General features: G+C 73.4%; 22 protein-coding genes. 12 read left to right on the top strand and 10 right to left on the bottom strand.

Going from position 1 to position 25368, the window contains the following annotated elements; translation table 11 throughout:
- Window positions 1-4: 4 nt before the first annotated feature.
- Genes ACGFIE_RS06340 through ACGFIE_RS06325 form a run of 4 tightly spaced genes read right to left on the bottom strand, consistent with a single transcriptional unit; the run spans window position 5 to window position 3301 of the window.
- Window positions 5-829, bottom strand: coding sequence for a class I SAM-dependent methyltransferase (locus ACGFIE_RS06340; RefSeq protein WP_393291672.1), 825 nt, complete (start codon window positions 827-829; stop codon window positions 5-7).
- The gene (locus ACGFIE_RS06335; protein ID WP_393293180.1) at window positions 826-1881 is read right to left on the bottom strand and encodes a glycosyltransferase family 4 protein; all 1056 of its coding nucleotides are present in this window, start codon (window positions 1879-1881) and stop codon (window positions 826-828) included. The genes ACGFIE_RS06340 and ACGFIE_RS06335 overlap by 4 nt, the downstream gene beginning before the upstream one ends.
- 35 nt (window positions 1882-1916) lie before the next feature.
- On the bottom strand, window positions 1917-2315 hold the full coding sequence (locus tag ACGFIE_RS06330) for a 6-carboxytetrahydropterin synthase (RefSeq protein WP_363681877.1): 399 nt from the start codon (window positions 2313-2315) through the stop codon (window positions 1917-1919).
- Window positions 2316-2317: 2 nt separating this feature from the next.
- Window positions 2318-3301, bottom strand: a complete 984-nt coding sequence (locus tag ACGFIE_RS06325; protein ID WP_393291670.1) for a dehydrogenase — start codon at window positions 3299-3301, stop codon at window positions 2318-2320.
- Between the two features lie 93 nt (window positions 3302-3394).
- Between ACGFIE_RS06325 and ACGFIE_RS06320 the strand changes: the two genes are divergently transcribed.
- The 3 genes from ACGFIE_RS06320 (at window position 3395) to ACGFIE_RS06310 (ending at window position 11002) form a co-directional block, all read left to right on the top strand.
- Window positions 3395-4321 (top strand): CDP-alcohol phosphatidyltransferase family protein, encoded by a 927-nt coding sequence (locus tag ACGFIE_RS06320; protein ID WP_393291667.1) that lies wholly within the window; start codon window positions 3395-3397, stop codon window positions 4319-4321.
- A complete protein-coding gene (locus ACGFIE_RS06315) occupies window positions 4321-6066 on the top strand; it encodes a sulfatase-like hydrolase/transferase (RefSeq protein ID WP_393291665.1) in 1746 nt (581 codons plus the stop codon). Before ACGFIE_RS06320 ends, ACGFIE_RS06315 begins: the two co-directional genes overlap by 1 nt.
- 94 nt (window positions 6067-6160) lie before the next feature.
- Window positions 6161-11002: a collagen-binding domain-containing protein gene (locus ACGFIE_RS06310; protein WP_393291663.1), complete on the top strand. Its 4842-nt coding sequence runs from the start codon at window positions 6161-6163 to the stop codon at window positions 11000-11002.
- Between the two features lie 95 nt (window positions 11003-11097).
- On the opposite strand, the gene ACGFIE_RS06305 is transcribed toward ACGFIE_RS06310, so the two are convergent.
- The gene (locus ACGFIE_RS06305; RefSeq protein WP_393291660.1) at window positions 11098-11700 is read right to left on the bottom strand and encodes a helix-turn-helix domain-containing protein; all 603 of its coding nucleotides are present in this window, start codon (window positions 11698-11700) and stop codon (window positions 11098-11100) included.
- A 74-nt stretch (window positions 11701-11774) separates the two neighbouring features.
- Here ACGFIE_RS06305 and ACGFIE_RS06300 point away from each other — a divergent pair, with 74 nt between their 5' ends.
- The 3 genes from ACGFIE_RS06300 (at window position 11775) to ACGFIE_RS06290 (ending at window position 16928) form a co-directional block, all read left to right on the top strand.
- Window positions 11775-13337 (top strand): FAD-dependent oxidoreductase, encoded by a 1563-nt coding sequence (locus ACGFIE_RS06300; protein ID WP_393291658.1) that lies wholly within the window; start codon window positions 11775-11777, stop codon window positions 13335-13337.
- Between the two features lie 211 nt (window positions 13338-13548).
- Entirely contained in the window at window positions 13549-15273 is a 1725-nt protein-coding gene (locus tag ACGFIE_RS06295; RefSeq protein ID WP_393291656.1) for a hypothetical protein, read from the top strand.
- A 260-nt stretch (window positions 15274-15533) separates the two neighbouring features.
- Window positions 15534-16928 carry a dihydrolipoyl dehydrogenase family protein gene (locus ACGFIE_RS06290; protein ID WP_393291654.1) on the top strand — a complete coding sequence of 465 codons (1395 nt, stop codon included), beginning with the start codon at window positions 15534-15536 and terminating at the stop codon, window positions 16926-16928.
- Window positions 16929-16967: 39 nt separating this feature from the next.
- Here ACGFIE_RS06290 and ACGFIE_RS06285 read toward each other — a convergent pair whose 3' ends face one another.
- From ACGFIE_RS06285 to ACGFIE_RS06275, 3 genes are read right to left on the bottom strand one after another with little or no spacing between them, the layout of a single operon-like run.
- Window positions 16968-17735, bottom strand: coding sequence for a nucleotidyltransferase domain-containing protein (locus ACGFIE_RS06285; protein ID WP_393291651.1), 768 nt, complete (start codon window positions 17733-17735; stop codon window positions 16968-16970).
- A 54-nt stretch (window positions 17736-17789) separates the two neighbouring features.
- Window positions 17790-19157, bottom strand: coding sequence for a hypothetical protein (locus tag ACGFIE_RS06280; protein ID WP_393291648.1), 1368 nt, complete (start codon window positions 19155-19157; stop codon window positions 17790-17792).
- A 5-nt stretch (window positions 19158-19162) separates the two neighbouring features.
- Window positions 19163-19648 (bottom strand): hypothetical protein, encoded by a 486-nt coding sequence (locus ACGFIE_RS06275; protein WP_393291645.1) that lies wholly within the window; start codon window positions 19646-19648, stop codon window positions 19163-19165.
- A 135-nt stretch (window positions 19649-19783) separates the two neighbouring features.
- Between ACGFIE_RS06275 and ACGFIE_RS06270 the strand changes: the two genes are divergently transcribed.
- Window positions 19784-20584 (top strand): copper resistance protein CopC, encoded by an 801-nt coding sequence (locus ACGFIE_RS06270; protein ID WP_393291642.1) that lies wholly within the window; start codon window positions 19784-19786, stop codon window positions 20582-20584.
- A gap of 41 nt (window positions 20585-20625) precedes the next feature.
- Here ACGFIE_RS06270 and ACGFIE_RS06265 read toward each other — a convergent pair whose 3' ends face one another.
- Together ACGFIE_RS06265 and ACGFIE_RS06260 are read right to left on the bottom strand one after the other, a co-directional pair.
- A complete protein-coding gene (locus ACGFIE_RS06265) occupies window positions 20626-21600 on the bottom strand; it encodes a hypothetical protein (RefSeq protein WP_393291640.1) in 975 nt (324 codons plus the stop codon).
- Window positions 21601-21772: 172 nt separating this feature from the next.
- Complete coding sequence (locus ACGFIE_RS06260; protein ID WP_363681905.1) at window positions 21773-22159, bottom strand: DUF2267 domain-containing protein; 387 nt, start codon at window positions 22157-22159, stop codon at window positions 21773-21775.
- Window positions 22160-22318: 159 nt separating this feature from the next.
- Here ACGFIE_RS06260 and ACGFIE_RS06255 point away from each other — a divergent pair, with 159 nt between their 5' ends.
- From ACGFIE_RS06255 to ACGFIE_RS06235, 5 genes are all read left to right on the top strand, one after another.
- On the top strand, window positions 22319-23125 hold the full coding sequence (locus ACGFIE_RS06255) for an SAM-dependent methyltransferase (RefSeq protein WP_393291637.1): 807 nt from the start codon (window positions 22319-22321) through the stop codon (window positions 23123-23125).
- A gap of 111 nt (window positions 23126-23236) precedes the next feature.
- Window positions 23237-23569, top strand: coding sequence for a nuclear transport factor 2 family protein (locus ACGFIE_RS06250; protein WP_393291636.1), 333 nt, complete (start codon window positions 23237-23239; stop codon window positions 23567-23569).
- Between the two features lie 34 nt (window positions 23570-23603).
- On the top strand, window positions 23604-24440 hold the full coding sequence (locus ACGFIE_RS06245) for an SDR family NAD(P)-dependent oxidoreductase (protein WP_393291634.1): 837 nt from the start codon (window positions 23604-23606) through the stop codon (window positions 24438-24440).
- Window positions 24441-24598: 158 nt separating this feature from the next.
- Window positions 24599-24931, top strand: a complete 333-nt coding sequence (locus ACGFIE_RS06240; protein ID WP_363681911.1) for an STAS domain-containing protein — start codon at window positions 24599-24601, stop codon at window positions 24929-24931.
- Complete coding sequence (locus ACGFIE_RS06235) at window positions 24931-25356, top strand: ATP-binding protein (protein ID WP_363681913.1); 426 nt, start codon at window positions 24931-24933, stop codon at window positions 25354-25356. Before ACGFIE_RS06240 ends, ACGFIE_RS06235 begins: the two co-directional genes overlap by 1 nt.
- The last annotated feature ends 12 nt before the right edge of the window (window positions 25357-25368 follow it).

Raw genomic sequence — 25368 nt, 5'->3', positions numbered from 1 at the left:
CGGTTCATCCGCCGGCCAGCAGGTCCTGATGTTCGACAATCACGCCGAGCCGGCCGGCGGCCGCGTCGGCCAGCCGGCGCTGGGCGTACGCCCGGGCCGGACCGACCAGATCGGAGCGTTGCTCGCAGGCGGCGCCCAGCCAACCGCGGAACCACTCGGCGGCCAGGTCGGCCTGCTCCGGGCCGAGCCGCCACGGGCTGGGCCGCTCCCGTACGCGCACGCCCCGCCGGGCGAACGCGGCGGCGGTGGCGGCGACGGCGTCCGGGCCGAGCAGCCGGCGGCCGTCGACGGCACGCCGCTGGTGCGCGTTGAACGCCTCCTGGACCTCGGCGTCGAGGGGGTCGGCCGGGGTGAGCCGGACCCGTCCGGTCACCGAGACCGCGAACAGGGCGGGACGGTCGGCGTCGACGCAGGCGGCCACCACCCGATCGACCTCCTCGGCGGTCAACATGTCCAGCAGCGCGGACGCGGTGACAAGCGCGCCGTCGGACAGGTCGGCGGCGCTCAGCCGGGTCAGGTCGCCGCAACGGGTGTCGACGGTGACCGGCGCTCCGTCGGCGGCGGTCACCCCGGCCATGCCGTCGGCCGCGCGGGCCAGCAGATCGGCGTCGCGGTCGTGCAGCACCCAGTGCTGCGGCCCGCTCAGCCGCGCCGCCAGCCAGCGGCTCATCGAGCCGGTGCCGCTGCCCAGGTCGTGGATCAGGATCGGGGCGTCGCCGGTCAGCGGGGGCCGGACGGCGTCCACCAGGTCCTCGGCGCGGGCCGCCGCGTCGGCCGGCTCGCGCAGACGCAGCCAGTCGGCGAACGGCAGGGTCTCCTCGACGGTCACTCCGCCACCTCCTTGAGCACTGCGGCCAGGCGCGCGGTCGTCGCCGGCCAGTCGGTCAGGGTGTCGCGGCGGGCGAGCGCGGCACGCCGGAGCCGGGCCCGCAGCTCCTCGTCACCCCACCACCAGCTCAGGGCGCCGGCCAGGGCGGCCGGGTCGTCCGGCGGGACCAGCAGCCCCGGCAGGTCACCGTCGGGCGCACGACCGAGCGCCTCCGGCAGGCCACCCACCTGGGTGCCCAGCACCGGCACGCCCCGGGCCAGCGCCTCGGTGACGACCATCCCGTACGTCTCGCCGCGCGACGGCAGCACGAGCAGATCGGCGGCGGCGTACGCGGCATCGAGCGCCGCAGGAGTCAGCGGGCCGGCCAGCCGGACCCGTTCCGCCAGCCCGGCGCCGGCGAGCCGGTCGCGCAGCCGGCGCACCAGCTCGGGTTCCCGGGTCAGCGTGCCGGCGCAGACAAGCGTCCAGGGCATCTCGGCCAGCACGCACAGGGCGTCGACAAGCACGTCGTGGCCCTTGTGCCGGGTGACCGCGGCGACGCAGAGCAGCCGGTCGCCGGCCGCCGAGCCGGAGGGCGCCGGTGTCGCGGGCGTCACTCCCGGCGGTGCGACGCGGACACGGTCGGCGGACAACCAGTGGCGGGCCAGCAGGCGACGGCGGGTCCACTCGCTCGTGGTGACGACGGCCCGCGCGGTGGCCAGCGCCCGGCCCTCGGCCTCGTCGTTCAGGGGCATGTGCACCAGCACGACGAGGCGCAGCCGTCGGGCGTGCGGGGCGAGCAGGTCCGGCACGGTCGAGGCGATCAGGCCGTCGACGAGCACGACGGCGTCGTCCGGCAGGGCGGCGAGCAGCCGGGCCAGCACCGCCCGGGCGGCCGGGTCGGGGTGCGGCCACGCTCCGGGCGTCGGGTGCTCCCGCACCACCCAACCGCTCTCGCCGAGACCGGCGCAGACCCGCCGGTCGTAGGCGTTGCCGCCGCTGGGCGTTGCCGGGTCGTCGATGTCGCCGGGCAGGACGACGTGCACCGTCCTGCCGTGCGCGCCGACGACCACGGCGGCGTGGGCCGGCGTCGGCCGGCCCGCGTCGGTCACAGCGACCGCTCGTAGCTGGCCCAGGCGACGTGTGACTCGTGCAGGGTGACGGTGATGCCGGCCAGCTCACGCGCCCCCGCGCCCAGCTGACCGGCGTGCACGCGCTCCGCCAGGCGGTCGGCGACGGTACGGGCCAGCACCTCGGTGGTGGTGTTCATTCCGGCGAACGCGGGCTCGTCGTCGAGGTTGCGGTAGGACAGCTCGCCGACCACGGCCCGCAGCTGCTCGGTGGCCAGGCCGATGTCCACGACGATGCCGTCGGCGTCCAGGTCGGGGCGGCGGAACGTCGCGTCCACCACGAACGTCGCCCCGTGCAGGCGCTGGGCCGGCCCGAACACCTCGCCCCGGAAACTGTGGGCGATCATCATGTGATCTCGAACTGTCACGCTGAACACTGTCACTCCCCGTCGTCGTAGGTGATGAGGTGGCAGAGCGCGGGCAGGTCACCCGTGCTCAGTCGGGCGAGTACGTCGGGCAGCTCCGCGAACCGGGACGCGCCGGTGATCAGCGCGTCGAAGGCCGGGTCGTCGAGCAGGTCCAGGGCCAGCGCCAGCCGGTCGGTGTAGCTGCGGCGGCCCCGCCGTGCGGGCGCGACCATGCCGACCTGGCTGCTGCGCACGGTCAGCCGTCCGGAGTGGAAGGCGCCGCCCAGCGACACCTGCACCGGCCGGTCGCCGTACCAGCTCAACTCGATCACCGTGCCCTCGGGCGCGAGCAGGTCCAGCGCGTGTTGCAGGCCGGCGGAGGTGGCGCTGGCGTGCACCACCAGGTCCCGGTCGCCTGTCGCGTCGCCCGGCTGGGCGAACCCGACACCGAGGGCGCCGGCGATCCCGGCCCGGCGGGCGTCGGTGTCGACAAGCTCGACCTGCACGCCGGGGAACCGGGCGAGCAGCGCCGCGACGCAGCAGCCCACCATGCCCGCGCCGACGACGCTGACCCGGTCGCCGACCAGGGGCGCGGCGTCCCACAGGGCGTTCACGGCGGTCTCCACAGTGCCGGCGAGCACGGCGCGGGCGGGCGGTACGTCGTCCGGCACCGGCACCACTGCGGTCGCCGGCACGACGTACGCGCTCTGGTGCGGGTGCAGGCAGAACACCGTACGCCCGAGCAGCTCCGGCGGGCCCTGCTCGACCACGCCGACGCTGAGGTAGCCGTACTTGACCGGGCCCGGGAAGTCGCCCTCCTGAAACGGGGCGCGCATCGCCGCGTACTGGTCGACGGGCACTCGACCGGCGAACACAAGCGTCTCGGTGCCCCGGCTGACCCCGGAGTAGCGGGCTCGCACCAGCACCTCGTCGGGCCCCGGAGCGGGCAGCGACACCGGCCGGATCTCCGCCGCGCCGGGCTCGCGCACCCAGCAGGCGTACGCCTCGCGGATCACCCTCGCACACCTCACCTTTTGTCCCTGTCGAACCGAACGGCCCTGATTTCCGTGTTCCCTGTCGGGGTCGTCGATCATAAACACGGAGGTACGGTGCCCACAGTTCGAAGCGGTCCGGTGATCGGGCTGAGCGCGCAGTTGGTCGTGCTGGCGGCGTTGGCCGCCACCGTGGGTCTGAGCGCGGCGGGTTGGCTGGCCGGGGCCGGCTACGCGGCGTTCACCTGCCTCGCGTTGAGCCGGGGCCTGCACCTGGCCGGCGCGTCCCGTCTCGGTCCCGCGGACCGGGTGACGCTGGCCCGGGCCGTCCTGGTCGGCGCGGTGACCGCGCTGGTGGTGGACTCGTTCGGCCGTCCGACGCCGGTGGGGCTGCTGGTCGCCGTGAGCGCGGTGGCCCTGCTGCTGGACGCGGTGGACGGTCAGGTCGCCCGCAGCACGGGCACGGTCAGCGCGCTCGGGGCCCGCTTCGACATGGAGGTCGACGCGTTCCTCATCCTGGTTCTCAGCGTGTACGTCGCCCCGGCGGCCGGGAGTTGGGTGCTGGCCGTCGGCGCGATGCGGTACGTCTTCGTCGCGGCGAGCGCCGTGCTGCCCTGGCTGCGTGCCGCGTTGCCGCCGCGCTACTGGCGCAAGGTGGTGGCCGCCGCGCAGGGGGTGGTGTTGGCGGTCGCCGCCGCGCGGGTGCTGCCGGAGCCGTGGACCACCGTGGTCCTGGTGGCGGCGCTGGCCCTGCTTGTCGAGTCGTTCGGCCGCGACGTGGCCTGGCTGTGGCACCGCCGCCCGGCCGCGCCGCAGGTCACCGCGCCGACGGTCACCGTGCCGACGGTCACCGCGCCGACCGTCACCGCGCCGATCGCGGTCGCGCCGCCGATCGCCACGCCCGCCGCACCTGTGGCGCTGCCCCTGCTCCCGCTGGGCGGGCACGCGCCGCTCGTCGTGCCGCCGCTGCTGCCGGTCCCCGGACCGGTGCCCGCGCTTGCGCTCCGCTCGGGCGGTACGGTCCACTCCGACTGGAGGTCGTGATGAGCCTTCCCTCCCGGCTGCGCCGGCTGACCGCCCGCCAACGCCCGAGCCCCGCCCCGACCGGTGACGCTTCGGGGCGTACTCCCGTGGTGTCGCCCGTGCGGCGCGGCCGTGCGCGGCGGACGTGGTCGGCGGCCGGCGCGGTGCTGGCCGTGGGTCTGGTGTACGCGGTCCTGGTCGGCCCGGACCGGCTCGGCGAGCTGACGCCCGGCGCGTTCCTGCGCATCCCGCTGGAGGGTCTGCTCGTCGCGGCGCTGCTGCTGGCGTTGCCGCCACGGCCCCGGCGGGTGGTGGTGGCGGTGGTGGGGCCGCTGCTCGGGCTGCTGGCCATCGTGAAGCTCGCCGACCTGGGTTTCCGCACGGCCCTCGACCGGCCGTTCGACCTGGTGCTGGACTGGCTGCTGCTCGACGACGCGTACGGGTTCGTGCGGGACTCGGCCGGGCGGGCCGGCGCGGTCGGCGCGGTGGTGGGCGTCGTGCTGCTGGTGGGCGCGCTGCTGGTGGCGGTGACCGTGGCGGTGCGGCGGCTGGCGTCGCTGCTGGTCGGCCACGAGCGGGTGGCGACGCGGGCGGTGGCCGCGTCGACCGTCGCCTGGGTGCTCTGCGCGGTCGTCGGGGTGCGGATCGTCCCGGGCGTGCCGGTGGCCGACGCCGGGACCACCGCGCTTGTCGGCGCGCACGCCGAGCAGGTGGACGCCCGGCTGGGCGACCGTGGCCGGTTCACCGCCCAGATCGACGCCGACCCGTTCCAGGACGTCCCGGGTGACCAACTGCTGACCGGGTTGCGCGGCAAGGACGTCGTCCTCGCCTTCGTGGAGAGCTACGGGCGCGACGCCGTCGAGGATCCAGAGCTGGCGCCGCAGGTGAACGCGGTGTTGGACACCGGGACGGAGCGGCTGCGCGCGGCCGGGTACGGCGCGCGCAGCGGCTTCCTCACCTCCCCGACGTTCGGCGGCGGCAGTTGGTTGGCCCACGACACGCTGCTGTCGGGTCTGTGGACGAACAACGAACAGCGCCACCGCTCTCTGCTGGCCAGCGACCGGCTCACCCTCAACGGCGCGTTCCGCCGAGCCGGTTGGCAGACCGTCGGAGTGCTGCCGGCGGCGACCCAGCCCTGGCCGGAGCGGGGGTTCTTCTCCTACGACCGCTACTACGACGCCGCGGCGCTCGATTATCGGGGCCCGAAGTTCAGTTACGCCCCGATGCCCGATCAGTACACGCTGTCGTTCTTTCAGCGGCAGGTCCGCGCGGGCGCGGACCGTCCGATCATGGCGGAGATCCCGCTCATCTCCAGCCACTCCCCGTGGACGGCGGTGCCCCACCTGATCGGCTGGGACGAGGTGGGCGACGGCGCGGTCTACCACGGTGACGCCGGCGCGAGGAACGACGGCGCTTCCGACGACCGGGACACCGGCCGGATCCGGGCCGGCTACCGGCAGGCCGTGGCCTACTCGCTGGAGACGCTGATCTCCTACGTGCAGACCTACGGCGACGACGATCTGGTGCTGGTCTTCCTCGGCGATCACCAGCCGGCCCCGGTGGTGACAGGCGAGGGCGCGAGCCGGGACGTGCCGATCACCATCGTGGCCCGGGACCCGGCGGTCCTGAACCGGGTCGCGGGATGGGGCTGGCAGGACGGCCTACGGCCCGGCCCGCAGGCGCCGGTGTGGCCGATGGACACCTTCCGGGACCGGTTCCTGACCACCTTCGGGCCGTCGGCGCCGCCGCTGGCCGCGCCGCGCTGATCTCCCACCCCCGTCATCATTTCGGACAAATAGCTCATAGGTCGACATTTGCCTCGCTACGCTCCCCTGGCACATCGGACACAACGGGGGCGTGATGAGGATTTCTTCGTGGGGTAGCCGCAGGACCCGCGCGGCGGCGCTTACCGCCGTCGGCGCCATCCTGGCGGTGAACGCGCTGCTGGCGCCGACGCCGGCCGCGCCCCTGCCGAATCGGGTACTGACCGCGGCCGAGGACGTCGGACCGGTGGACCCGGTCGCCGAGGCGCTGAGCTTCGGGGTCATGACCGAGGGCGACGCCAACGTCGTCAGCGACGAGAACGAGGGCACCCTCGCCGTCGGCGGAGACCTCACCTTCGGCAACTACCAACTCGCCGGGGCGACCGCCGGGTCGTTCGTCGTACCGGGCGACGCCCGACCGAGCGCCCTGGTCGTCGGCGGGCGCGTGAACTTCGCCGGCAGCGTCGGTGGCACCCGTCTGCAGGTGCTCTCCAACGGGTACGCCAAGGTCGGCGACCTGACCGGCACCTTCGTGCGCGACACCGACAACAACGGCGCCCAGGTCAACACGCGGATCCTGCCGTCGAACAACTACGACGCGTCCCCGCGGGTGGAGCTTGTCACCAGGCAGCCCGTGGCCAGCGTCGGGCCCACCTCGCCGATCAACTTCGCGGGCGCCTTCGCCGCCTTCCGCGACACGACCGCCGGCCTCGCCACCTGCGACAACACGGTGGTGCTCCGGACACCGAACGGCGACGTGCTCCCCCGGCCGATCCCTGCGGGCAGCAACGCAGTGGTCACCCTCACCCCGGGCGTGACGAACGTGCTGAACCTGACCGCCGCCGACCTGGCCAACATCCAGACGCTCACCTTCGCCAACCAGCCCACCGCCAGCACCCCGCTGCTGGTCAACGTGGACACCACGGGCGTCGGCAACACGTTCGCCTGGACCGCCCCGAACTTCTCCGGCATCGGTGGCCCGCAGGCGCGCTACGTCCTGCTGAACTTCCCGACCGCCACGGCGCTCACCCTCACGCCGGGGGCCGCCACGGTCGAGGGCACCATCTACGCCCCCAACGCCAGCCTCACCGACCTCTCGGCCAGCAACACCGAGGGCAGCGTGATCACCCGTACGCTTGACCACCGCGGCGGCGAGATCCACTACTTCCCGTTCAGCACCACGCTGTCCTGTGCGGGCGCGAGCCCGGCCGGCATCGACCTGATCAAGGCGTCGACCACCACGGTGATCACGACCGTCGGCCAGCAGGTGCCGTACTCGTTCCACGTGGTCAACACCGGCGGCGTCCCCCTCACCACCATCTCGGTCACCGACCAGCAGACCCCGCCCTCGTCCAACGACAACCTCGGCCCGATCACCTGCGTGGCCACCACCCTCGCGCCGGGCGCGCGGACGGCGTGCACCGCCACCTACACGGTCACCCAGGCGGACCTCGACAACGGCGGTGTCACGAACGTCGGCACCGCCCAGGGCTCCCCACCCACCGGACCGCCTGTGGTGTCCGATCCGGACACCCTGACCATTCCGGCGCAGTCGCTCACCGCCGCCGTCACCGTCGTGAAGTCGTCGACCACCACGTCCATCACCTCGGTGGGCCAGCAGGTGCCCTACCGGTACCTGATCGCCAACACCGGCGGCCTCACCCTCACCAACGTCGGCGTCACCGACGTGCAGACCCCGCCCTCGTCGAACGACAACCTCGGCCCGATCACCTGCGCCGCCACCACCCTCGCGCCGGGCGCGACCACCACCTGCACCGCCACGTACACCGTCACCCAGGCCGACCTCGACAACGACCGGGTCGCCGACACCGCCACCGCCCGGGGTACGCCACCCACCGGTCCCCCGGTCACCTCACCGCCGTCCACGCTGACCATCCCGGCGGCGGGGCTGATCCCGTCGATAACGGTGACGAAGACCTCCACCACCGCCTCGATCACGACCGTCGGGCAGCAGGTGCCGTACTCGTTCCACGTGGTCAACACCGGCGGACTCACCCTGACCAACGTCAACGTCACCGACGTGCAGGCACCGCCCTCGTCGAACGACAACCTCGGCCCGATCACCTGCGCAGCCACCACCCTCGCGCCCGGCGCGCGGACCGGGTGCACCGCGACCTACACCGTCACCCAGGCCGACCTCGACAACGACGGGGTCACCAACACCGCCACCGCACACGGCACCCCACCCGGCGGTACGCCGGTGGACTCGCCACCCTCGACGCTGACCCTGCCGGAGACCGGCCTGGTCGCCTCGATCGCGGTCCTGAAGACGTCCACGACCACCACGATCAGTGTGATCGGGCAGCAGGTGCCGTACTCGTTCCATGTGGTCAACACCGGCGGGCTCACCCTGACCAACGTCGGTGTCACCGACGTGCAGTCGCCGCCGTCGTCTAACGCCAACCTCGGCCCCATCACCTGCGTCGCCACCACCCTCGCCCCCGGCGCCCGCACCGCGTGCACGGCCACGTACCTGGTCACCCAAGCGGACCTGGACGCGGGCCTGGTGCGCGACACCGCAACCGCACACGGCACCCCGCCCGGCGGAGCTACTCCTGTGCAGTCGCCGCCGTCGACGCTGACCATCCCGACCGGTAACGTGTTTCCGGCCATCGCGATGGTGAAGTTCTCCACCACCGAGACGATCAGCTCCGTGGGTCAGCAGGTGCCCTACCAGTTCCTGGTCGCCAACACCGGTGGCATCACGCTGAACAACGTCAACGTCACCGATGTGCAGGACCCGCCGTCGTCGAACGCGAACCTCGGCCCGCTCACCTGCCCACAGACCACCCTCAGCCCCGGCCAGACAACGACGTGCACCGCGACCTACACCGTCACCCAGGCCGACCTGGACCATGACGAACTGACCGACATCGCCACCGCACACGGCACCCCGACGGGGACCGAGGAGCCGGTCGACTCGGACCAGGTCGTGCTGACCATCCCGGCGGCCGACGTCACGCCGTCGCTCTCGGTCGTCAAGTCGTCCACCACGACGACGATCACCACTGTCGGGCAGCAGGTCCCCTACCAGTTCCTCGCGATCAACACCGGTGGCGTCACGCTTACGAACGTCAACGTCACCGACGCGCAGACGCCACCCTCGTCCAACGCCAACCTCGGCCCGATCACCTGCCCACAGACCACGCTCGCGCCGGGTGCGGTGACCGCCTGCACGGCCACCTACACCGTCACCCAGGCGGACCTGGACAACAACGCGGTCGCCGACACCGCCACCGCGCACGGCACGCCACCGGGCACCGAGACTCCGGTGAACTCGCCGCCGTCCACACTGACGATCCCCGAATCCGGGCTGGTCGCCACGATCTCGGTGGTCAAGGTCTCCGACGTCACCACGATCGGCACGGTCGGGCAGCAGGTGCCCTACCGGTTCCACGTCGTCAACACCGGCGGGCTCACCCTGACCAGCGTGAACGTCACGGACGTCCAGGCACCGCCCTCGTCCAACGCCAACCTCGGCCCGATCACCTGCGCGACGACGACCCTCGCGCCGGGTGAGTCCACCGCCTGCACGGCCACCTACACGGTCACCCAGGCCGACCTCGACAACAACGGCGTCACCGACACCGCCACCGCACACGGCACCCCACCCGGGGGTACGCCTGTGAACTCGCCGCCCTCGACGTTGACCATTCCCCAGGCGGGGCTCGTGGTCGACATCGACGTGATCAAGTCGTCGACCACCGTGGCGATCACCGCGGCGGGCCAGGAGGTGCCGTACACCTTCCTGGTGGTCAACACCGGCGGCCTCACGCTGACCGGAGTGACAGTCAACGACACCGTGTTGCCGCCGTCCGAGCGGGGCGAGCTCGGCGAGATCACGTGCGGACCGCAGAACATCCCGAACGGCGAGGTGACCCTGACGCCGGGCGCGTCCATCCAGTGCCGGACGACCTACATCGTCACGGCGGAGGAGTTCGCCGGCTCGTCGCTGCGCAACGTCGCCACCGCCACCGGCACGCCACCGTTCGGGCCGCCGCCGGTCTCACCGCCGTCCCCGTTGGACATCCCGATCCCGCACCCGGCGATCGCCATCACCAAGTCGGTCACACCCACGGTGGTGTCGACAGCAGGTGACGTGGTCACGTACCGGTTCGTGGTGACCAACACCGGCACCACCGCGCTCAGCGCGGTGAACGTCGACGAGACGGAGTTCTCCGGCACCGGCACGCCCGGGGCGATCACGTGCGGCAGCCCGCCGGTCGCCAACGGCAGCGTCACCCTGGCCGCCGGGGCGAGCACCACCTGCACGTCGACCTACGCCGTCACCGCGGCGGACATCGACGCCGGCACGATCACGAACACGGCCGTGGCGGCCGGCACGCCGCCGACCATCCCCGGCCAACAACCACCGTCACCGGTACGCTCCCGACCGGCCACCGCCGAGGTCACGGCCACCCGGGGCGGCGCCGCCATCACGGTGGTGAAGTCCAGCAGCACCGAGAAGATCACTCGTCCGGGTCAGCAGGTGCCGTTCCAGTTCGTGGTCACCAACACCGGCCGCGTGGCGCTTACCGACGTGACTGTCACCGACACCCTCACGGCACCGGCGGCATCCGCCAACCTCGGCCCGATCACCTGCGGCCCGGAGCGGACACCCAACGGCTCGGTCACCCTGGCCGCCGGTGCTGCCGTGACCTGTGCGGCGACGTACACGGTCAGCAAGGCCGACTACCACCACGGCTCGCTGCGCAACACCGCGACGGCGACCGGTACCCCGCCGGAGGGCCCCGCGCCGGTGGCGCCGGAGTCCACCATCACCATCCCGGTGAAGGGGAAGCTGCCGGTGACCGGCACGTCGTTCCCGATCGGCGGCTGGATGTCGGCCGGTGTGCTCGCGGTGCTCCTCGGTGCCGCGTTGCTGCTGGTCGTCCGGCAGCGCAGACTCCGCGCCTAGCGCGGAACGTTCGCGAGGGTCGGACCGGAGGGGAACCGGTCCGGCCCTCGCGGCAGGTCACCAGCAGGTTGGGCGGTGCGCACGGCCGCGAATGATCAGCGCTCGGTCTCCCGGTCGGACGTGGCGGGGCGGGCGCGGACGTGCAGCCGCTCCCCCTGCGGCCCGAAGAGACTGAGCGCCTCGGCGGCGCCGGGGCCGGGATTCATGATCAGGTGCGGGACGCGGGTGTCGAACTCGGCCACCTCCCCGGGCGTCAGGATGATGTCGCGGTCACCCAGCAGCAGGCGCAGCCGACCCGAGAGCACGTAGAGCCACTCGTACCCCTCATGGGTCTGTGGGGTCCGCCCCCCGGCGGTCGGGTCCGGCGGGAGGATCTGCTTGAACGCCTGGAGGCCGCCCGGTCGGCGGGTCAGCGGCAGGTATGTCACGCCGTGCATGACTATCGGCTTGGGGCGTACGCGAGGGTCGCCGGTGGCCGGGGCGTCCACCAGCTCGTCCAGCGCCACCTGGTACGCCCGCGCGAGCGGGAGCAGCAGCTCCAGGGTGGGCCGGCGGGTGCCGGACTCCAGCCGGGACAGGGTGCTCACCGAGATGCCGGTCAGCTCGGCGAGCTGGGTCAGCGTGGTGCCGCGCTGATGGCGCAGGGCACGTAGTCGGGGGCCGACGGCCGCCAGCGCGGCGCTGTCCTCGTTTGCCATAACGGCAACGATACTTGCCACCGGGGCGACGGCGACGGATGGTGGGCTCAGCCGACAAGTAGGGGGACGATCCGGTGGACGAGACATACGACGTGGTGGTGGTGGGCGGCGGCGCGGCCGGGCTCAGCGGTGCGCTGGCACTGAGCCGGGCCCGGCGGTCGGTGCTGGTGATCGACTCCGGCGAGCCGCGCAACGCGCCGGCCGACCACGTGCACAACTACCTGGGCCGGGAGGGCACGCCTCCGGGTGAGCTGCTCGCGGCCGGACGCGCCGAGGTGGCCGGGTACGGCGGGCAGTTCCGCGCCGGCCGGGTGCAAACCGCGAGCCGCGACGGCGACGGCTTCCGCCTCGCCCTCGACGACGGTGCTTCGGTGTGGGCCCGTCGCCTGCTGGTGGCCACCGGGCTCACCGACCAGTTGCCCGACGTGCCCGGAGTGGCGCAGCGGTGGGGCCGTGACGTGCTGCACTGCCCGTACTGCCACGGCTGGGAGGCGCGGGACCGGCGGGTCGGTGTGCTGGCGACCGGGCCGATGTCCGTGCACCAGGCCGAGATGTGGCGGCAGTGGACCTCCGACGTGCTGCTCCTGCTGCACGACGCCCCGACCCCGGACGAGGAGACGGCCGAGCGACTCGCCGCGCGGGGAATCGCGGTGGTGCCCGGCCCGGTCGCCGCGCTGGAGGTGGACGGGGACATGCTGAGTGGAGTACGGCTCGCCGACAGCCGGGTGGTGGCCCTCGAGGTGGTGGTGGTCGGGACCCGCACGGTGCCCCGCGCCGACCTGCTGGTGGGGCTGGGCCTGGCCCCCGAGGAGGTGACGATGGGCGGGCACGTGATCGGCACCCAGATCCCGGCCGACGCGACAGGCGCGACGACGGTGCCGGGTGTCTGGGTGGCCGGCAACGTGGCCGACCTGCGAGGCCAGGTCATCACCTCCGCCGCCGCCGGCCTCACCGCCGCGGCGGCGATCAACGCCGACCTCATCGCCGAGGACACCCGCGACGCGGTGACCGCGTACCGGCAGTTGGTGGCCACGACCTTCGAGGAGCCGGCGTGGGAGGAGCGGTACCAGTCCAAGCCGGCGGTGTGGAGTGGCCGCCCGAACCCTCAACTCGTCGCCGAGGCCACGGACCTGGCGCCGGGGCGAGCCCTGGACGTGGGCAGCGGTGAGGGCGCCGACGCCGTGTGGCTGGCCGAGCGGGGCTGGCGGGTGACGGCTGTGGACATCTCGACCACCGCGCTGACCCGGGCCGCCGAGCACGCCGAGGCCGCCGGTGTCGCGGACCGGATCGAGTTCACACACGTCGACCTGCGTGACAAGCCGCCCGCCGAGCAGGCGTACGACCTGGTGTCGGCGCAGTTCATGCACCTGCCCCCGACACCACGGCGGGAGCTGTTCGCCAGGCTGGCCGACGCGGTGGCCCCGGGCGGCGTGCTGCTGATCGTCGGGCACCACCCGTCGGACCTGTGGACGTCGGGGCACCGGATGCACATGCCGGACATGATGTACACGGCCGAGGACGTGGCGGCCTCGCTGGACCCGACCCGGTGGGACGTGCTCGCCACCGACACCCGCGCCCGTCCCGGCCCGCACGACGTCGTCCACCACGACGCGGTTCTGCTGGCTCGCCGCCGCTGAACCTGTCGATCGTGGAGTCGTGGCGGATGACAAGAGCCGCGGATCAGGGCCTTCCGGACGCCACGACTCCACGATCGACAAGCGTGCGGCATCGAGACGGGGCGGGCCTTCGCACCGGAGTGGGCTCGGCGGTAGCGTTGCGCCACACTCACGGCCCGCAGGGGCGGCCGACAGCCGGCCCTGACGCCCCCGATCGTACGGAGGATGGTGCATGTCCATCGGCGCTGAGCCGCTCGCAGCACGCGACGACGCGGCCTCGCGGCCGAGCTTCGAGCTCGCCCTGCGCGGCTACGACAAACGCCAGGTGGACCGGCACCTGGAGCAGCTCGACGGCCAGATCGCGATGCTCAGCGGCGAGCACGGGCGCTCGGCGGTGCGGGTTCGTGAGCTGACCGCCGAGGTGCAGCGGCTGCGCGCCGAGCTGGCCGAGCTGCACGAGCAGCCGGTACAGGTGGACCGCGCCTCATTCCAGGACCTGGGCCCGATGGTCGGCGAGATCCTCACCCTCGCCGAGAAGCAGGCCGCCCTCATCACCGAGTCGGCAAGCGACCGGGCCAACGAGTTGCGCACCGAGGCGGAGCGGATCCTCGCCGACACCCGCGAGCGGGCCGCGCAGGCACGCCAGGACCTGTCGGAGGAGCTGGCCGCGCGGCGCACCGAGCAGGAGCAGGCGTACGAGGAGCGACGCGCGGTGGCCGAGGCGGAGCTGACCGCGATCCGGGAGCGCGCCGAGCAGTTGCGCGCCGACGGCGAGGCCGCGCACGAGCGCGCCCAGCACGAGTCGAAGCGCATCACCGAGCAGAGCGCGCAGCAGCTCAACCAGACACGCGTCGCCGCCGACGCCCTGATGAAGTCGGCCCGCACCCAGATCCAGCAGGAGGTCCAGGCGGCGCGGGCCAAGAACCAGCAGGAGATGGCCCAGTGGCAGGCCGGTGTGGAGCGCGAGGTCGCCGAGCGGCGCAGCGCCGCCGAGCAGGAGATCGCCGAGTTGCAGGCGGCCGCGGAGGACGAGCTGGCCGAGCAGCGCAGCTTCACCGAGCAGCAGATCGCCGCGCTGCTGGCCGAGGCGCAGCAGCATGTGACCGAACTGCGGAACCGGGCCGACGAGCAGGCGGCCAGCCACCGGGAGCAGCTGACCGCGCTTCAGCAGGAGATCGCTGAGCGTCGGGAGGAGTCGGCCGAACTGCACGCCGAGTTGGAGACTGCCCAGCAGCAGCTCGCCGAGGTCCGCCGGGAGGGCGAGGCCCTGGAGAACGAGCTGTCCCGCGTCCAGCAGCGGTTGAGTGAGGTGCGGCGGGACCTGACCGCCGAGGCGACCCGGCTGGACGAGGCCCGACGGGCCGGCGATTCCGCCGAGCGGCACGCCAAGGACGTCCGCGCCCGGGTGCAGCGGGAGGCGAAGCGGGTGGCCGACCTGGCCGCTGCCGCCGTGATGGCCGCCGCGGCCGGCGGTACGGAGACCGCCGAGTACCCGATGGTCGGTTCCCGGTCGAGCGCGGCCCGCACCGGTGTCGACCTGCTCCCCGTCGACCGGCCCGCGAGCGACCGGGCCGACGCCGACCGGGCCGACGCAGACCGGGGCGACGCAGACCGGGGCGACGCAGACGACAGCCGGGCCGACCAGACCCGGGCCGAGGCCGAGCACTCCGACGCCGAGCACCCCGAGGCCGAGCACCCTGAGGCCGAGCACCCCGAGGCCGAGCACGCCGACGCCGAGCACGCCGACGCCGAGCGCACCGGTGGTGACCAGGCCGGCGGTGAGCGCCCGGCTGGGGTGCCCCTGCGGTATCCGGTGGAGCCGACCGATCGGACGGCCACGTCGGGGATGCAGGCCAACCGCCCCGAGCCGATCTTCACGCGGCCCGAGCCTCCGACGCCCGTACCGTTCCTGGCCTTCGGGCAACCGGTCAGCGACAACGGCACCGCCCGGCACTGACCTCGCCGTGCACCCGGGTCCGTGCGCCTGCGCGCGGGCCCCGGGTAACGGTCTACCGCTGACGACGGGGAGCCCGGCCGAGGATCGACCCGCGCGCGGTGGGCCGGTCGCGACGGTCGGGGACGACGTACGCCAAGGCGGTTATGCGCGGAATCGTCCCGAACGTCCCAGCGGAGCTGGCAGGCTGGGTTGGCCGACACGCACCGACGGCCGCCGGCCGGACCGGCGACCAGGAGCGCCGCGCGGCCGAGAGGAGCCCCGTGACCGACCAACCGGAGGACTTCGACCTGCTCGTCGTGGGTGGCGGCAAGGCCGGCAAGACACTCAGCATGGACGTCGCCCGGTCCGGCCGTCGGGTGGCGATGGTGGAACGCGGCATGATCGGCGGCAGCTGCATAAACGTCGCGTGCATCCCCACGAAGGCGTTGGTGACGAGCGCGCGGGCGGCTCGCCAGCTCCGCGACGCCGCCGCGCTCGGCCTCGTGGTCCAGGGCGGCCGGGTCGACGTGGACCTGCTGCGGGCGCACAAGCAGGACGTCGTCGAGGGGATGGTCGCCGCCAACCGGCAGCAGTTCCTCGACTCGGGTCTGCACCTGGTGATCGGTCAGGCGCGGTTCGTGGGCGCGCGGACCGTGCAGGTGTCGCTGGCCGACGGCGGCGAACGACTGCTGCGCGGCGACGACGTGGTCATCAACACGGGCACCCGCCCGTATCTGCCGTCCGTACCCGGGATGGTCGAGGCCGGGGTGCTGACAAGCGACGACCTGCTGCGCCTGGATCGGCTGCCGGCACGGCTGGTGGTGCTCGGCGGCGGCACGGTCGGGGTGGAGTTCGCGCAGATGTTCGCGTCGTTCGGCAGCGCGGTGACGGTGATCGAGGGCGGTCCCCAACTGCTCACCCGCGAGGACCCGGACATCGGCGACGCGATGATGCGGGTCTTCCTCGACGACGGCATCGACGTACGCGTCGGGGTGACTGTCGCCCGGGTCGACCGCGACGCCGACGGTACGGCCCGGATCACCCTCGACGACGGCAGCGTGGTGACCGGGGACGAGGTGCTCGTGGCGGCCGGTCGGGCGCCTGTGACCGACGGGCTGGGGCTGGACGCGGCAGGTGTCCGCCTCAACGACCGGGGCTTCGTGGTCGTCGACGAGTACCTGCGTACCAGCGCCGAGCGGACGTGGGCCGCCGGGGACGTCGCCGGCAGCCCGCAGTTCACCCACGCCTCGCTCGACGACTACCGGATCATCCGGGCGAACCTGGCCGGTGAGCAGCGCAGCACGGCGGGCCGGCTCATCCCGTACACCGTCTTCACCACCCCGGAGCTGGCGCGGGTCGGTCTCAGCGAGAGCGACGCGCGCCGCGCCGGGTACGACGTCCAGGTGGCCCATCTGCCCGTCGCCGCGATCCCCCGGGCCCGCACCCTGCGCCAGACGCGGGGCATGTGGAAGGCGGTGATCGACGCCCGCACCGACCAGATCCTGGGCGCGGCGCTGCTCGGCCCGGAGGCGGGCGAGGTGATCACCTCGGTGCAGTTGGCCATGCTCACCTCGATGCCGTGGACCGCGCTGCGGGACGCGGTCATCACGCATCCGACGATGACCGAGGGCCTCAACCTGCTCTTCGCGTCGCTGAAGTCCCGCCCGGTGCGCTGAGCCGGCCCGACAACGCTGAGCACGTCCCGCCGGGTGAGGTCAGCCGGCGATCTCGGCGCGTACCCGCTCCTGGAAGGCGCGCGCCTGGGTACCCGTGGGCGGTGGCCCGCCGTGCCGCGCGGCGATCGCCCGGCGGATCACCTCGGCCGGGTCGCCGGTGTCGACGAGCCGCCGGCCGGCCGCCACCTTGGACAGCCACACACCGTCACGGTGGCACACCAGGGAACGGCAGGCGCCGAGCACCGCGTCCTCCGCGCCGGGCGCGGGCCTCTCACCCGGCGGCGTCGGCAGGGCCAGCCACCAGGTCAGCGCCTCGATCAGCAGGCGGCGCCTGTCGGCCGGGGTGAGGTCGGCGAAGACCTCCCCGGCCGGCGGCCCGGCCAGCGCCAGCCCGCTCTGGTGCAGGATGCTGCGGTCCAGCGCGTACCAGAACCGGCCGTCGCTCGGCGGGCGGTCGGCCGGGTCGAGGGTGCGGCGGAACGGCATCGCCTGCCCGGTGTTCAGCTCGACCTCGAAGCCGGGCTCGGGGCTGCCGGCCGCGGCCACCGCCCGCCGGTACACGACCAGTTCCAGCCCGCGTGCCGGGCAGGGCAGCGCCTCGTGCCGCAGCCGCGCCACAAGCGCCACCTTGGCCGCCTCGGTCAGCGGGCCGGCGCAGACCAGCGCCACGTCCACGTCGCTGCGGCCGGCCTGGTACGCGCCGAGACCCACCGAGCCGGCCGCGTACGCGCCGACGAGGTCGCCGCCGAGCACGTCCCGGGCGGTGTCCACGAGGTCGTCGAGGTAGCGCCGAAGAGCGGAGTCCACGCCCCATCCTCACCCGTGTTCGCGGGCACGTCGGCACCGGGCCGGTGCGCCGCCCTAACCGGCGTAGAGCAGCAGCAGTCCGGCGACGGTGTACGCGACCATCAGCGCGAGCAGCGGGAGCTGACCGGCGACCGCCCGCGCCCGGGGGAACAGGTACAGGGCGCGGTCGTGGGCGAGCAGTGTGCCGAGCAGGTGCCCGACGATGATGACGGTGATCTGCAGGTTGGCCACCCCGGACGGGGTGACGAGCGCGGTGTGCGGTTGCCAACCCGCCGTGCCGAACCAGTCCGCTCCGGTGTCGCGGGGGTCGGACAGCAGGGCGACGGTGCGCTGACCCTCCAGGATCAGCAGCGAGTAGTAGTGCGCCACCACGTAACCCACGGCGATCGGCACGATCGAGTGCGCGAGTTCGCCCGGCACCCGCCGGGACCCGACACTGACCGCCGGGTCCGCGGCACCGGCCGATCCCGCGCGACCGACGCGGGCGGCGGCGACGGTGGCGACGAGGTACGCCACGGCGACGACGCCGATGACCCCGACCAGTCCGGCGCTGCCGGTGACCGCCGGGTGCAGGCCGTTCTCCTGGGCGAAGCGCAGCCACGCCGGCGCGTTGGAGAGGCTGTCGAACAGGGTCGAGCCGAGCAGCACGATCACCACCGCGACGAGTCCGGGGCGGGGTCGCAGCCCGGCGATCCCGTCGAGCGGGTTGCGCCACACCAGCACACCGTCGGCGGCCCTGCCGATCGGGGCGAGCCGCCCGACGAGCGCGCCGTAGACCTCGAACGGATCGGCCCTGTCGAACCAGTCCGCGCCGAACAGCGCGGCCCCACCCAGCATGACCACGGCGTACCCGGCCAGCCACGCGGTGATGACCGGCAGGGTGGCACGCTCCGGCGCGACCAGTTCCAGCCAGACGAACCCGAACAGGGTGAGCGCGGCCGGCCAGAGCCCCAGGCCGGCGGGCAGCTCCCGGACGCCGCGCGCCGGATCGCGCCGCGCCGCCAGGGCGACGAGCAGATGCACCGTACGCAGTGGGCTGACCGCCCGCCAGACCGGACCGAACAGCAGCGAGACGGGAACCAGCCCGACCCAGAGGAGCACGTAGAGCGCGCCGGCCGTCGGGTTGTCCGGGGTGTCCGGCCCGGCGAGCAGGCCCACGCAGAACCAGCCGGCGGCGAGCAGTCCCAGTCCACGCAGCGTCCACCGGAACGCGGGGGCGTCGACGAAGCCGGCCAGCCGGTCGGGCACCGGCCGACCACCGGCGGCGTCCCGGTCGAGGCGTGGCTCGCGCCAGAGCAGGCCCAGGGCGACGAACGTGACGACAAGGGTGAGGGCGGCGGCGACGACCAGTTCGGGCAGCGTGATCGGCAGGTCCTGACGGCCGCCGACGCCGTGCGCCAGCAGCGCGGGTCCGGCGGTCATCGGGCTCAGCGGACGAGGAGCTGGAACAGCACCAGCTCGGTCTCGTGCGTCTCCACCTCGAACAGCCCGGTCTTGTCGGCCCGGAACTCCACCGAGGCGGGCTTGGCGGCGGGCAGTCGGGCGCCCAGGTCGTAGCCGTGCACGTGCAGTTCGTCGGCGACGTCCGAGGTGACCGTGATCCGGACCAGTTGGCCCTTGGCCACTGTCACCCGGCCGGTCGGCGGGCTGATCCGTCTCTTGGCGATGGTCACGGTGATCTCGCGGTCGACAGCGGGCGTGCTGGCGGTCGCGGAGGGAGTGGGACTGTCCGTCGAGGCCGGCGAACCAGCGGAGGTCGGTGCGGCGGCCGACGTCGGCGGCGTCGCGGGGGTGGCCGCGGACGGGTCGTCGTCGTGCCCGCAGCCGGCGATGAGCAGGGTGCCGAGTAGACCGGTCACGAGGAGGGTGGTGGGGATGGCGGTGCGGCGGGCACCGGGGGTGCGGACGTACACGGGCGGACTCCGAACGACGCGGGGGGACGGGGTGTCGAGCTGATCGTCGGAGGGTGAACTCTACGTCTTGTTCGGCGGTGGGGAAATGACCATGATGAACGAATGCGATCGAGGCTGGTCACTTTCTGTCACGTTGTGTGCCGTACCGTCGCCGTGCTGGCGGCGCTGCTGGTGGTGTCGCTGGCGTTGCCCGCCGCCCCGGCGTCGGCGCACGGACAGTTGGCGACCTCCACGCCGCTGACCGGCACCGTGGTCCGCAAGCCCCTGACCCAGATCGGCCTGTACTTCACCGAGAAGCCGGCCACCAACGCGCACTTCACAGTCACCGGCCCGAACGGGTCACGGGTGGACAGCGGCTGGTCACACGGCGAGCCGAAGCGGCTGGACAAGCCGGTGCAGGAGTACTTCCTGGTCAACGGCACCTTCGAGCCGCGGCTCTACCACACAGGCTTCCCCGCCATGGTGACCGTCGCGCACTGGCCGGCGAAGGGCCGCTACACCGCCACCTACCTCACTGTCGCCTCGGACGGCGAAGCGGTGCGGGGCACCGTCACCTTCGACTACCAGGGCCCGAGCACGGCGGCCCCGGCCGGCTGGACGGCACCGACGAACGGTCCCGATCCGGCCCTGCTCGCCCAGGCCGAGGGCACCCCCTCGGCCTCGGCCGTGCCGTTGGCGACACTCGACCCGGCCGTCACCCCCGCGGCCGCGCCGCCGGCGTCCCCGCCGTCCGGAGGGCTTCCGCCCTGGCTGGTGCCCGCCGCCGTCGTGCTGATTGTCGGCACGATCGTCGTGGTGGCGGCCCGCCGCCGGCCGGCGGCACGCCCATCCCGCGGCGCCACCCCTGCGCGCGGCGCGGTCCCGCGTCCACGGGGCGGGGCCTCTCGTGCGCGCGGCGGAACGAACGGTCGGCCGGCGCGACGCGGCCGCCGCTGACCGCCGTCGGCACTCCCAGTCAGGACCGCGTTCCGCGCCGGTCAGCGGAACAGGAGTGGCCGTCCCTCCCGGCCGCCCACCAGCCAGCCCCGGCTGTTGATGTCCTCGATCGAGTCGTCCACCCGTACGCCCCGGCCGGTGAGGTCGGTCAGCACCCCGTCACGCCACAGGAACGCGTGCCGCCCCTCGTTCGGAACGCTGCTGAAGCCCACCACCACGCCCCGGTCGTTGATCGCCGTGGCCCAGCTCCGGCTGCCGCCGAGGGTGCCCAGATCGGTGAGCCTCCCGTTCTGCCACCGGAACGCGTGACCGTTGGCCTCGCCCACCACCTGACCGCGGTTGTTGATTCCGAGGGCCGCGCTGCCGATCTGGGTGAACACCCCGTCGCGCAACAGGCCGCCCACGCAGGTGCAGGGGTAGTCCCGCGGTGGCACGTTGAACCCGCCCACCACGTCGCCGCGGTTGTTGACGTCGGCGGTGAACTCGTAGAAGTACTGCAGTCCCAGGTCGGTGAAGACGCCGTCGCGCCAGAGGAAGCGGTGCGGCATTTCGCCGGCGGGTTCGCTGGTGCCGAGGACCTGCCGCCGGTCGTTGACGCCTATCGCCTCGCTGTTCTCGCCGCCCAGGGTGCCCAGGTCGATGAGCCGGCCGTCGCGCCAGAGCACCGCCCGGGTCAGGTAGTCAGCGCCGTACGAGGTGATGGCGACGTCCCCGAACTCGTTGACGTCCACGGCGGCGGAGTCGGTGTCGCCGGGCAGCACGCCGAGGTCGGTGAGGACACCGTTGCGCCAGCGTACGGCGTGCCGGGCGCCGCTGGCGACGGTGCTCCACCCGACGATGTCGCCACGGTCGTTCATCGCTGTCGCGGCGCCGGCGCCGCCGCTCAGGGTGCCGAGATCGACGACGCGGTAGGAGGGCGGGGATGCGAGGGCGGAGGTCGGGGTGAGAACTGTCGACGCGACGATGGCGGTCGTCGCGGCGGTCAGCAGGGTGCGCGGGGACAGCAGGGACGTCAAGGGGGCGCTCCTCGGCTCGGAGCGGCGGAGCTCCGGCGGACGGGAGCGGCCGGTCGCCACCACTGCGCGTTCGATCAGTCACGCACAGTAGATACGCCGACGCGTCGAGACGCCAGGGACCGAACGGTCATCGATGCCAGGCGTCCGAAAGCCGGGGTGAAGTGGCTCTCGGTCAGGGACCGTGCGGCAGGGGTTGGGCCAGTGCGCGCAGGTCCGCCGGGAGCTGGGCCAGGGCATCGGTGAACTCCCGGTGACCGACCACCCGGTGCATGGTCTGAAGAACCGCCCGTACGCCCCGTTCGGCCCCGGGCCGGTCCGTCCCGGCGCGCTCGGCCACGCGGCGCAGGAACTCGTCGTACCCGAAGGTTTCCGGCGGTTCGGCGGCCTTGACCAGCAGGGGGCTCAGCTCGTCGGCCAGATGGGGGGCGAGCGCCGCGGCCTCGCCGCCGCTGAGACGTTCGGTGAGCGTCCGCAGCACGGCCTCGGTCAGCGGGCGTGCCTGCGTCGGTGAGACGCCCGCCCGTGCCGCGACCTTGTCGACGAATCCGAGATCGGCCATGGTCCCGCCCTTCCGTTGCCGAGACGCGTGGCTACCCCCGCCCACCGGCGGCAAACCCTGGTGCGTCGCAGGGCACAGGTGTCCGCTTTACGCATCGAAGGGCTGTGCGAACATGGTTGTCCTTCGTGTCTTCCCCACCCCCGAGCGGAAGGACGCCCCATGGCGGAAACCGCCCCCCTGTCGGCCGCCGACCAGCCCAAGATCGACACCAACGTGCCGCACTCGGCCCGGATCTGGAACTACTGGTTGGGCGGCAAGGACAACTTCGAGATCGACCGGCTGGCCGGCGAGCAGGTACGCGAGCTGTTCCCCGCGATGATCGAGACCGCCCGCGAGTCACGGGCGTTCCTGTCCCGCGCGGTGCGCTTCCTCGCCGGTCCGGCCGGGATCCGCCAGTTCCTCGACGTGGGCACCGGTTTGCCGACCGCCGACAACACCCACCAGGTGGCCCAGCGGGTCAACCCGCGGAGCCGGGTCGTCTACGTCGACAACGACCCGATGGTGCTGGCCCACGCGCGGGCGCTGCTGATCGGCAGCCCGGACGGGCTGACCCGCTACATCCACGCCGACCTGCGCGAGCCGGAGGCGGTGCTCCGGCAGGCCACCGAGCACCTCGACCTCAGCGAACCCGTCGCCGTCCTGCTGTTCGGGGTGATGGGCCACGTCGGCGACGACGACGAGGCGGTCGCCATCATCCGCACGCTGCTCGACGCGGTCCCGTCGGGCAGCTACCTGGCGCTCTCCGACGGCACCGACACCAGCGAGGCCGTCGTCGAGTCGCACCGCCAGTACAACGAGAGCGGCGCGCTGCCGTACCACCTGCGCAGTCCGCAGCGGATAGCCCGGTTCTTCGACGGCCTGGAGCTGGTCGAGCCCGGCCTGGTTCCGTTCACCCACTGGCGACCCGAGCACGACGGCACGCCGGCGCCCCTGGACGGCTATTGCGCCGTCGGCCGCAAGCCCTGACCCGCGTCGGTTCTGTGGTTGCTCCGCGCCCGGCCGACGCCGTCTCGTACGGTGAGGTCGGACCGGTACACGCCGGCCGCCCGACGGCGGCCCGTGCCGCAGGAGGAGCAGATGGCGGTCGACCTACCCGACGTGATCGACCGGTACTTCCGGGCCGTCGGCGACGGTGACGTCGACGCCCTCGTCGCCTGCTTCGCGGACACCGCGAGCGTGGCCGACGAGGACCGGCTGTACGACGGCAGGCCCTCGATCCGCTCCTGGGCGCAGCGGACGACGGCGGCCACCTCGTACACCGCCGAACCGGTGGGGGTGACGCCCCAGGCGGGCGACTCGTACCTGGTCCGCACGCGGGTGTCGGGCGAGTTCGCGGGCAGCCCGATCGAGCTGCGGCACCGGTTCACCCTGCGCGACGACCTGATCGGCGCGCTGGACATCCGCCCGTAACCACTACGCGGACCGCCCGTCAGGAGGAGACGTCGTGCCCCGAGTCTGGCTCGTCACCGGTTGCTCCCGAGGGCTCGGCCGGGCGCTCGCCGAGGCCGTGCTGGCCGACGGCGACCGGCTCGTCGCCACCGCCCGCAACCCGGCACAGCTCGACGACCTCACCGACAGGTACGGCGACCAGGTCCGGACGGTCGCGCTCGACGTCACCGACCCGGCCGCCGCCCGGAGCGCCGTACGCGGCGCGGTGGACGCGTACGGAGGCCTGGACGTCCTGGTCAACAACGCCGGGTACGCCGACGTGGCCGCGATCGAGGACATGTCCGAGGACGCCTTCCGGGCACAGATCGAGGCGAACTTCTTCGGGGTGGTCAACCTGACCCGCGCCGCCCTGCCTGTCCTGCGGGAGCAGGGGCGTGGGCACATCGTGCAGATCTCCAGCGTCGGCGACCGGGTCGCCAGCACCGGGCTGGGCGCGTACCAGTCCGCCAAGTGGGCGGTCGCCGGCTTCTCGGCGGTGCTCGCCACGGAGGTCGGGTCGTTCGGGATCCGGATCACGACTGTCGAGCCGGGCGCGCTGCGCACCGACTGGGCGGGCGCCTCGATGAGCATGTTGCCGGTCAGCGAGCCGTACCGGCCGGTCATCGAGCCGGTGGTGGAGCGGATGCGCCGCACCAGCGGGAACCAGCCCGGCGATCCCGGCCGGGCCGCCCAGGCGATCATCCGGATCACCCGCGTCGACGATCCGCCCGCACGGTTGCTCCTCGGCGCCGACGCCGTGGCGGCCGCCTCGACGGTCGCCGAGGCGCTCGCCGCGTCCGACGCGCGGTGGCGCGAGCTGAGCGAGTCGGTCGCGTTCGACGCAGCGCCCTGACCCGTCGCGCCCGCCGATACCGCACGCGTCCGGCCTCGGCCGCTCGGCGGAACGGCTCTTCGTGATCAACCGCCGAACGGACGACGTGGCCGGTCCGCCGACGGATGACATGATGTGCCGACAACAGCTGACGCTACGAGGAAGGGTGCTGCTGTCCGATGGCGCACTTCGAGGCCCGCACGTCCACGACACCCGGGCGGATCGTGGTCACGCTGACCGGTGAGTGCGACCTGGCGGCCCAGCCCGAGCTGACGGTCGTACTGTCCGCGGCGGTGCGCGCCGCGCCGGTGGTGGTGGTCGACGTCGGCGGGTTGCGCTTCCTCGACTCCACGGGCCTGCACGGCCTGGTGACCGCCCACCAGGAGGCCCGCGCCAACGGCCGCCACCTGTACGCGGTGAACGCCGCCGGCCCGGTCGCGACAGTCCTCGACATCACCGGCATCGGCAACCTGCTGCGCCCGCCCGCCGACGACCCGCGGCTGGCGGGCTGATGGCGGCCAACCAGCGGGAGACCCGCGCCGTCGCCGAACAGCTCGCGCCCGCCCTGCCGACGGACACCATGGCGTACGAGGTGGCGACCGACCTGCGGGAACTGCGGGCGTTCGTCTGTGCCGGCGCCACCGCCCGGGGCCTGCCGGCCGAGCGGGTGGAGCTGCTGGCGCTTGCGGTCAGCGAACTGGCCACCAACACGTTGCAACACACCGCCGAGGGTGGACGGGTCCGGCTCTGGGCCGAGGGTGACCAGTTGTTCTGCGACGTCGTCGACCAGGGCCCGACGCGGGCGTTCGGCCGGGGCATGCCGGCCGCCGACGCGGTACGGGGCCGCGGGCTGGCCATCGTCGAGCAGATCTGTGACGAGGTGGCCGTGTTGGCAGCCGGTGAGGGCACGGTGGTCCGGATCCGACTGGCCCTGTGAGTCGGGCGGCTC

It is taken from the genome of Micromonospora sp. NPDC049275, from assembly GCF_043197115.1.
Taxonomy (GTDB): Bacteria; Actinomycetota; Actinomycetes; order Mycobacteriales; family Micromonosporaceae; genus Micromonospora.
This window is presented reverse-complemented; position numbering and strand designations above follow the sequence as displayed.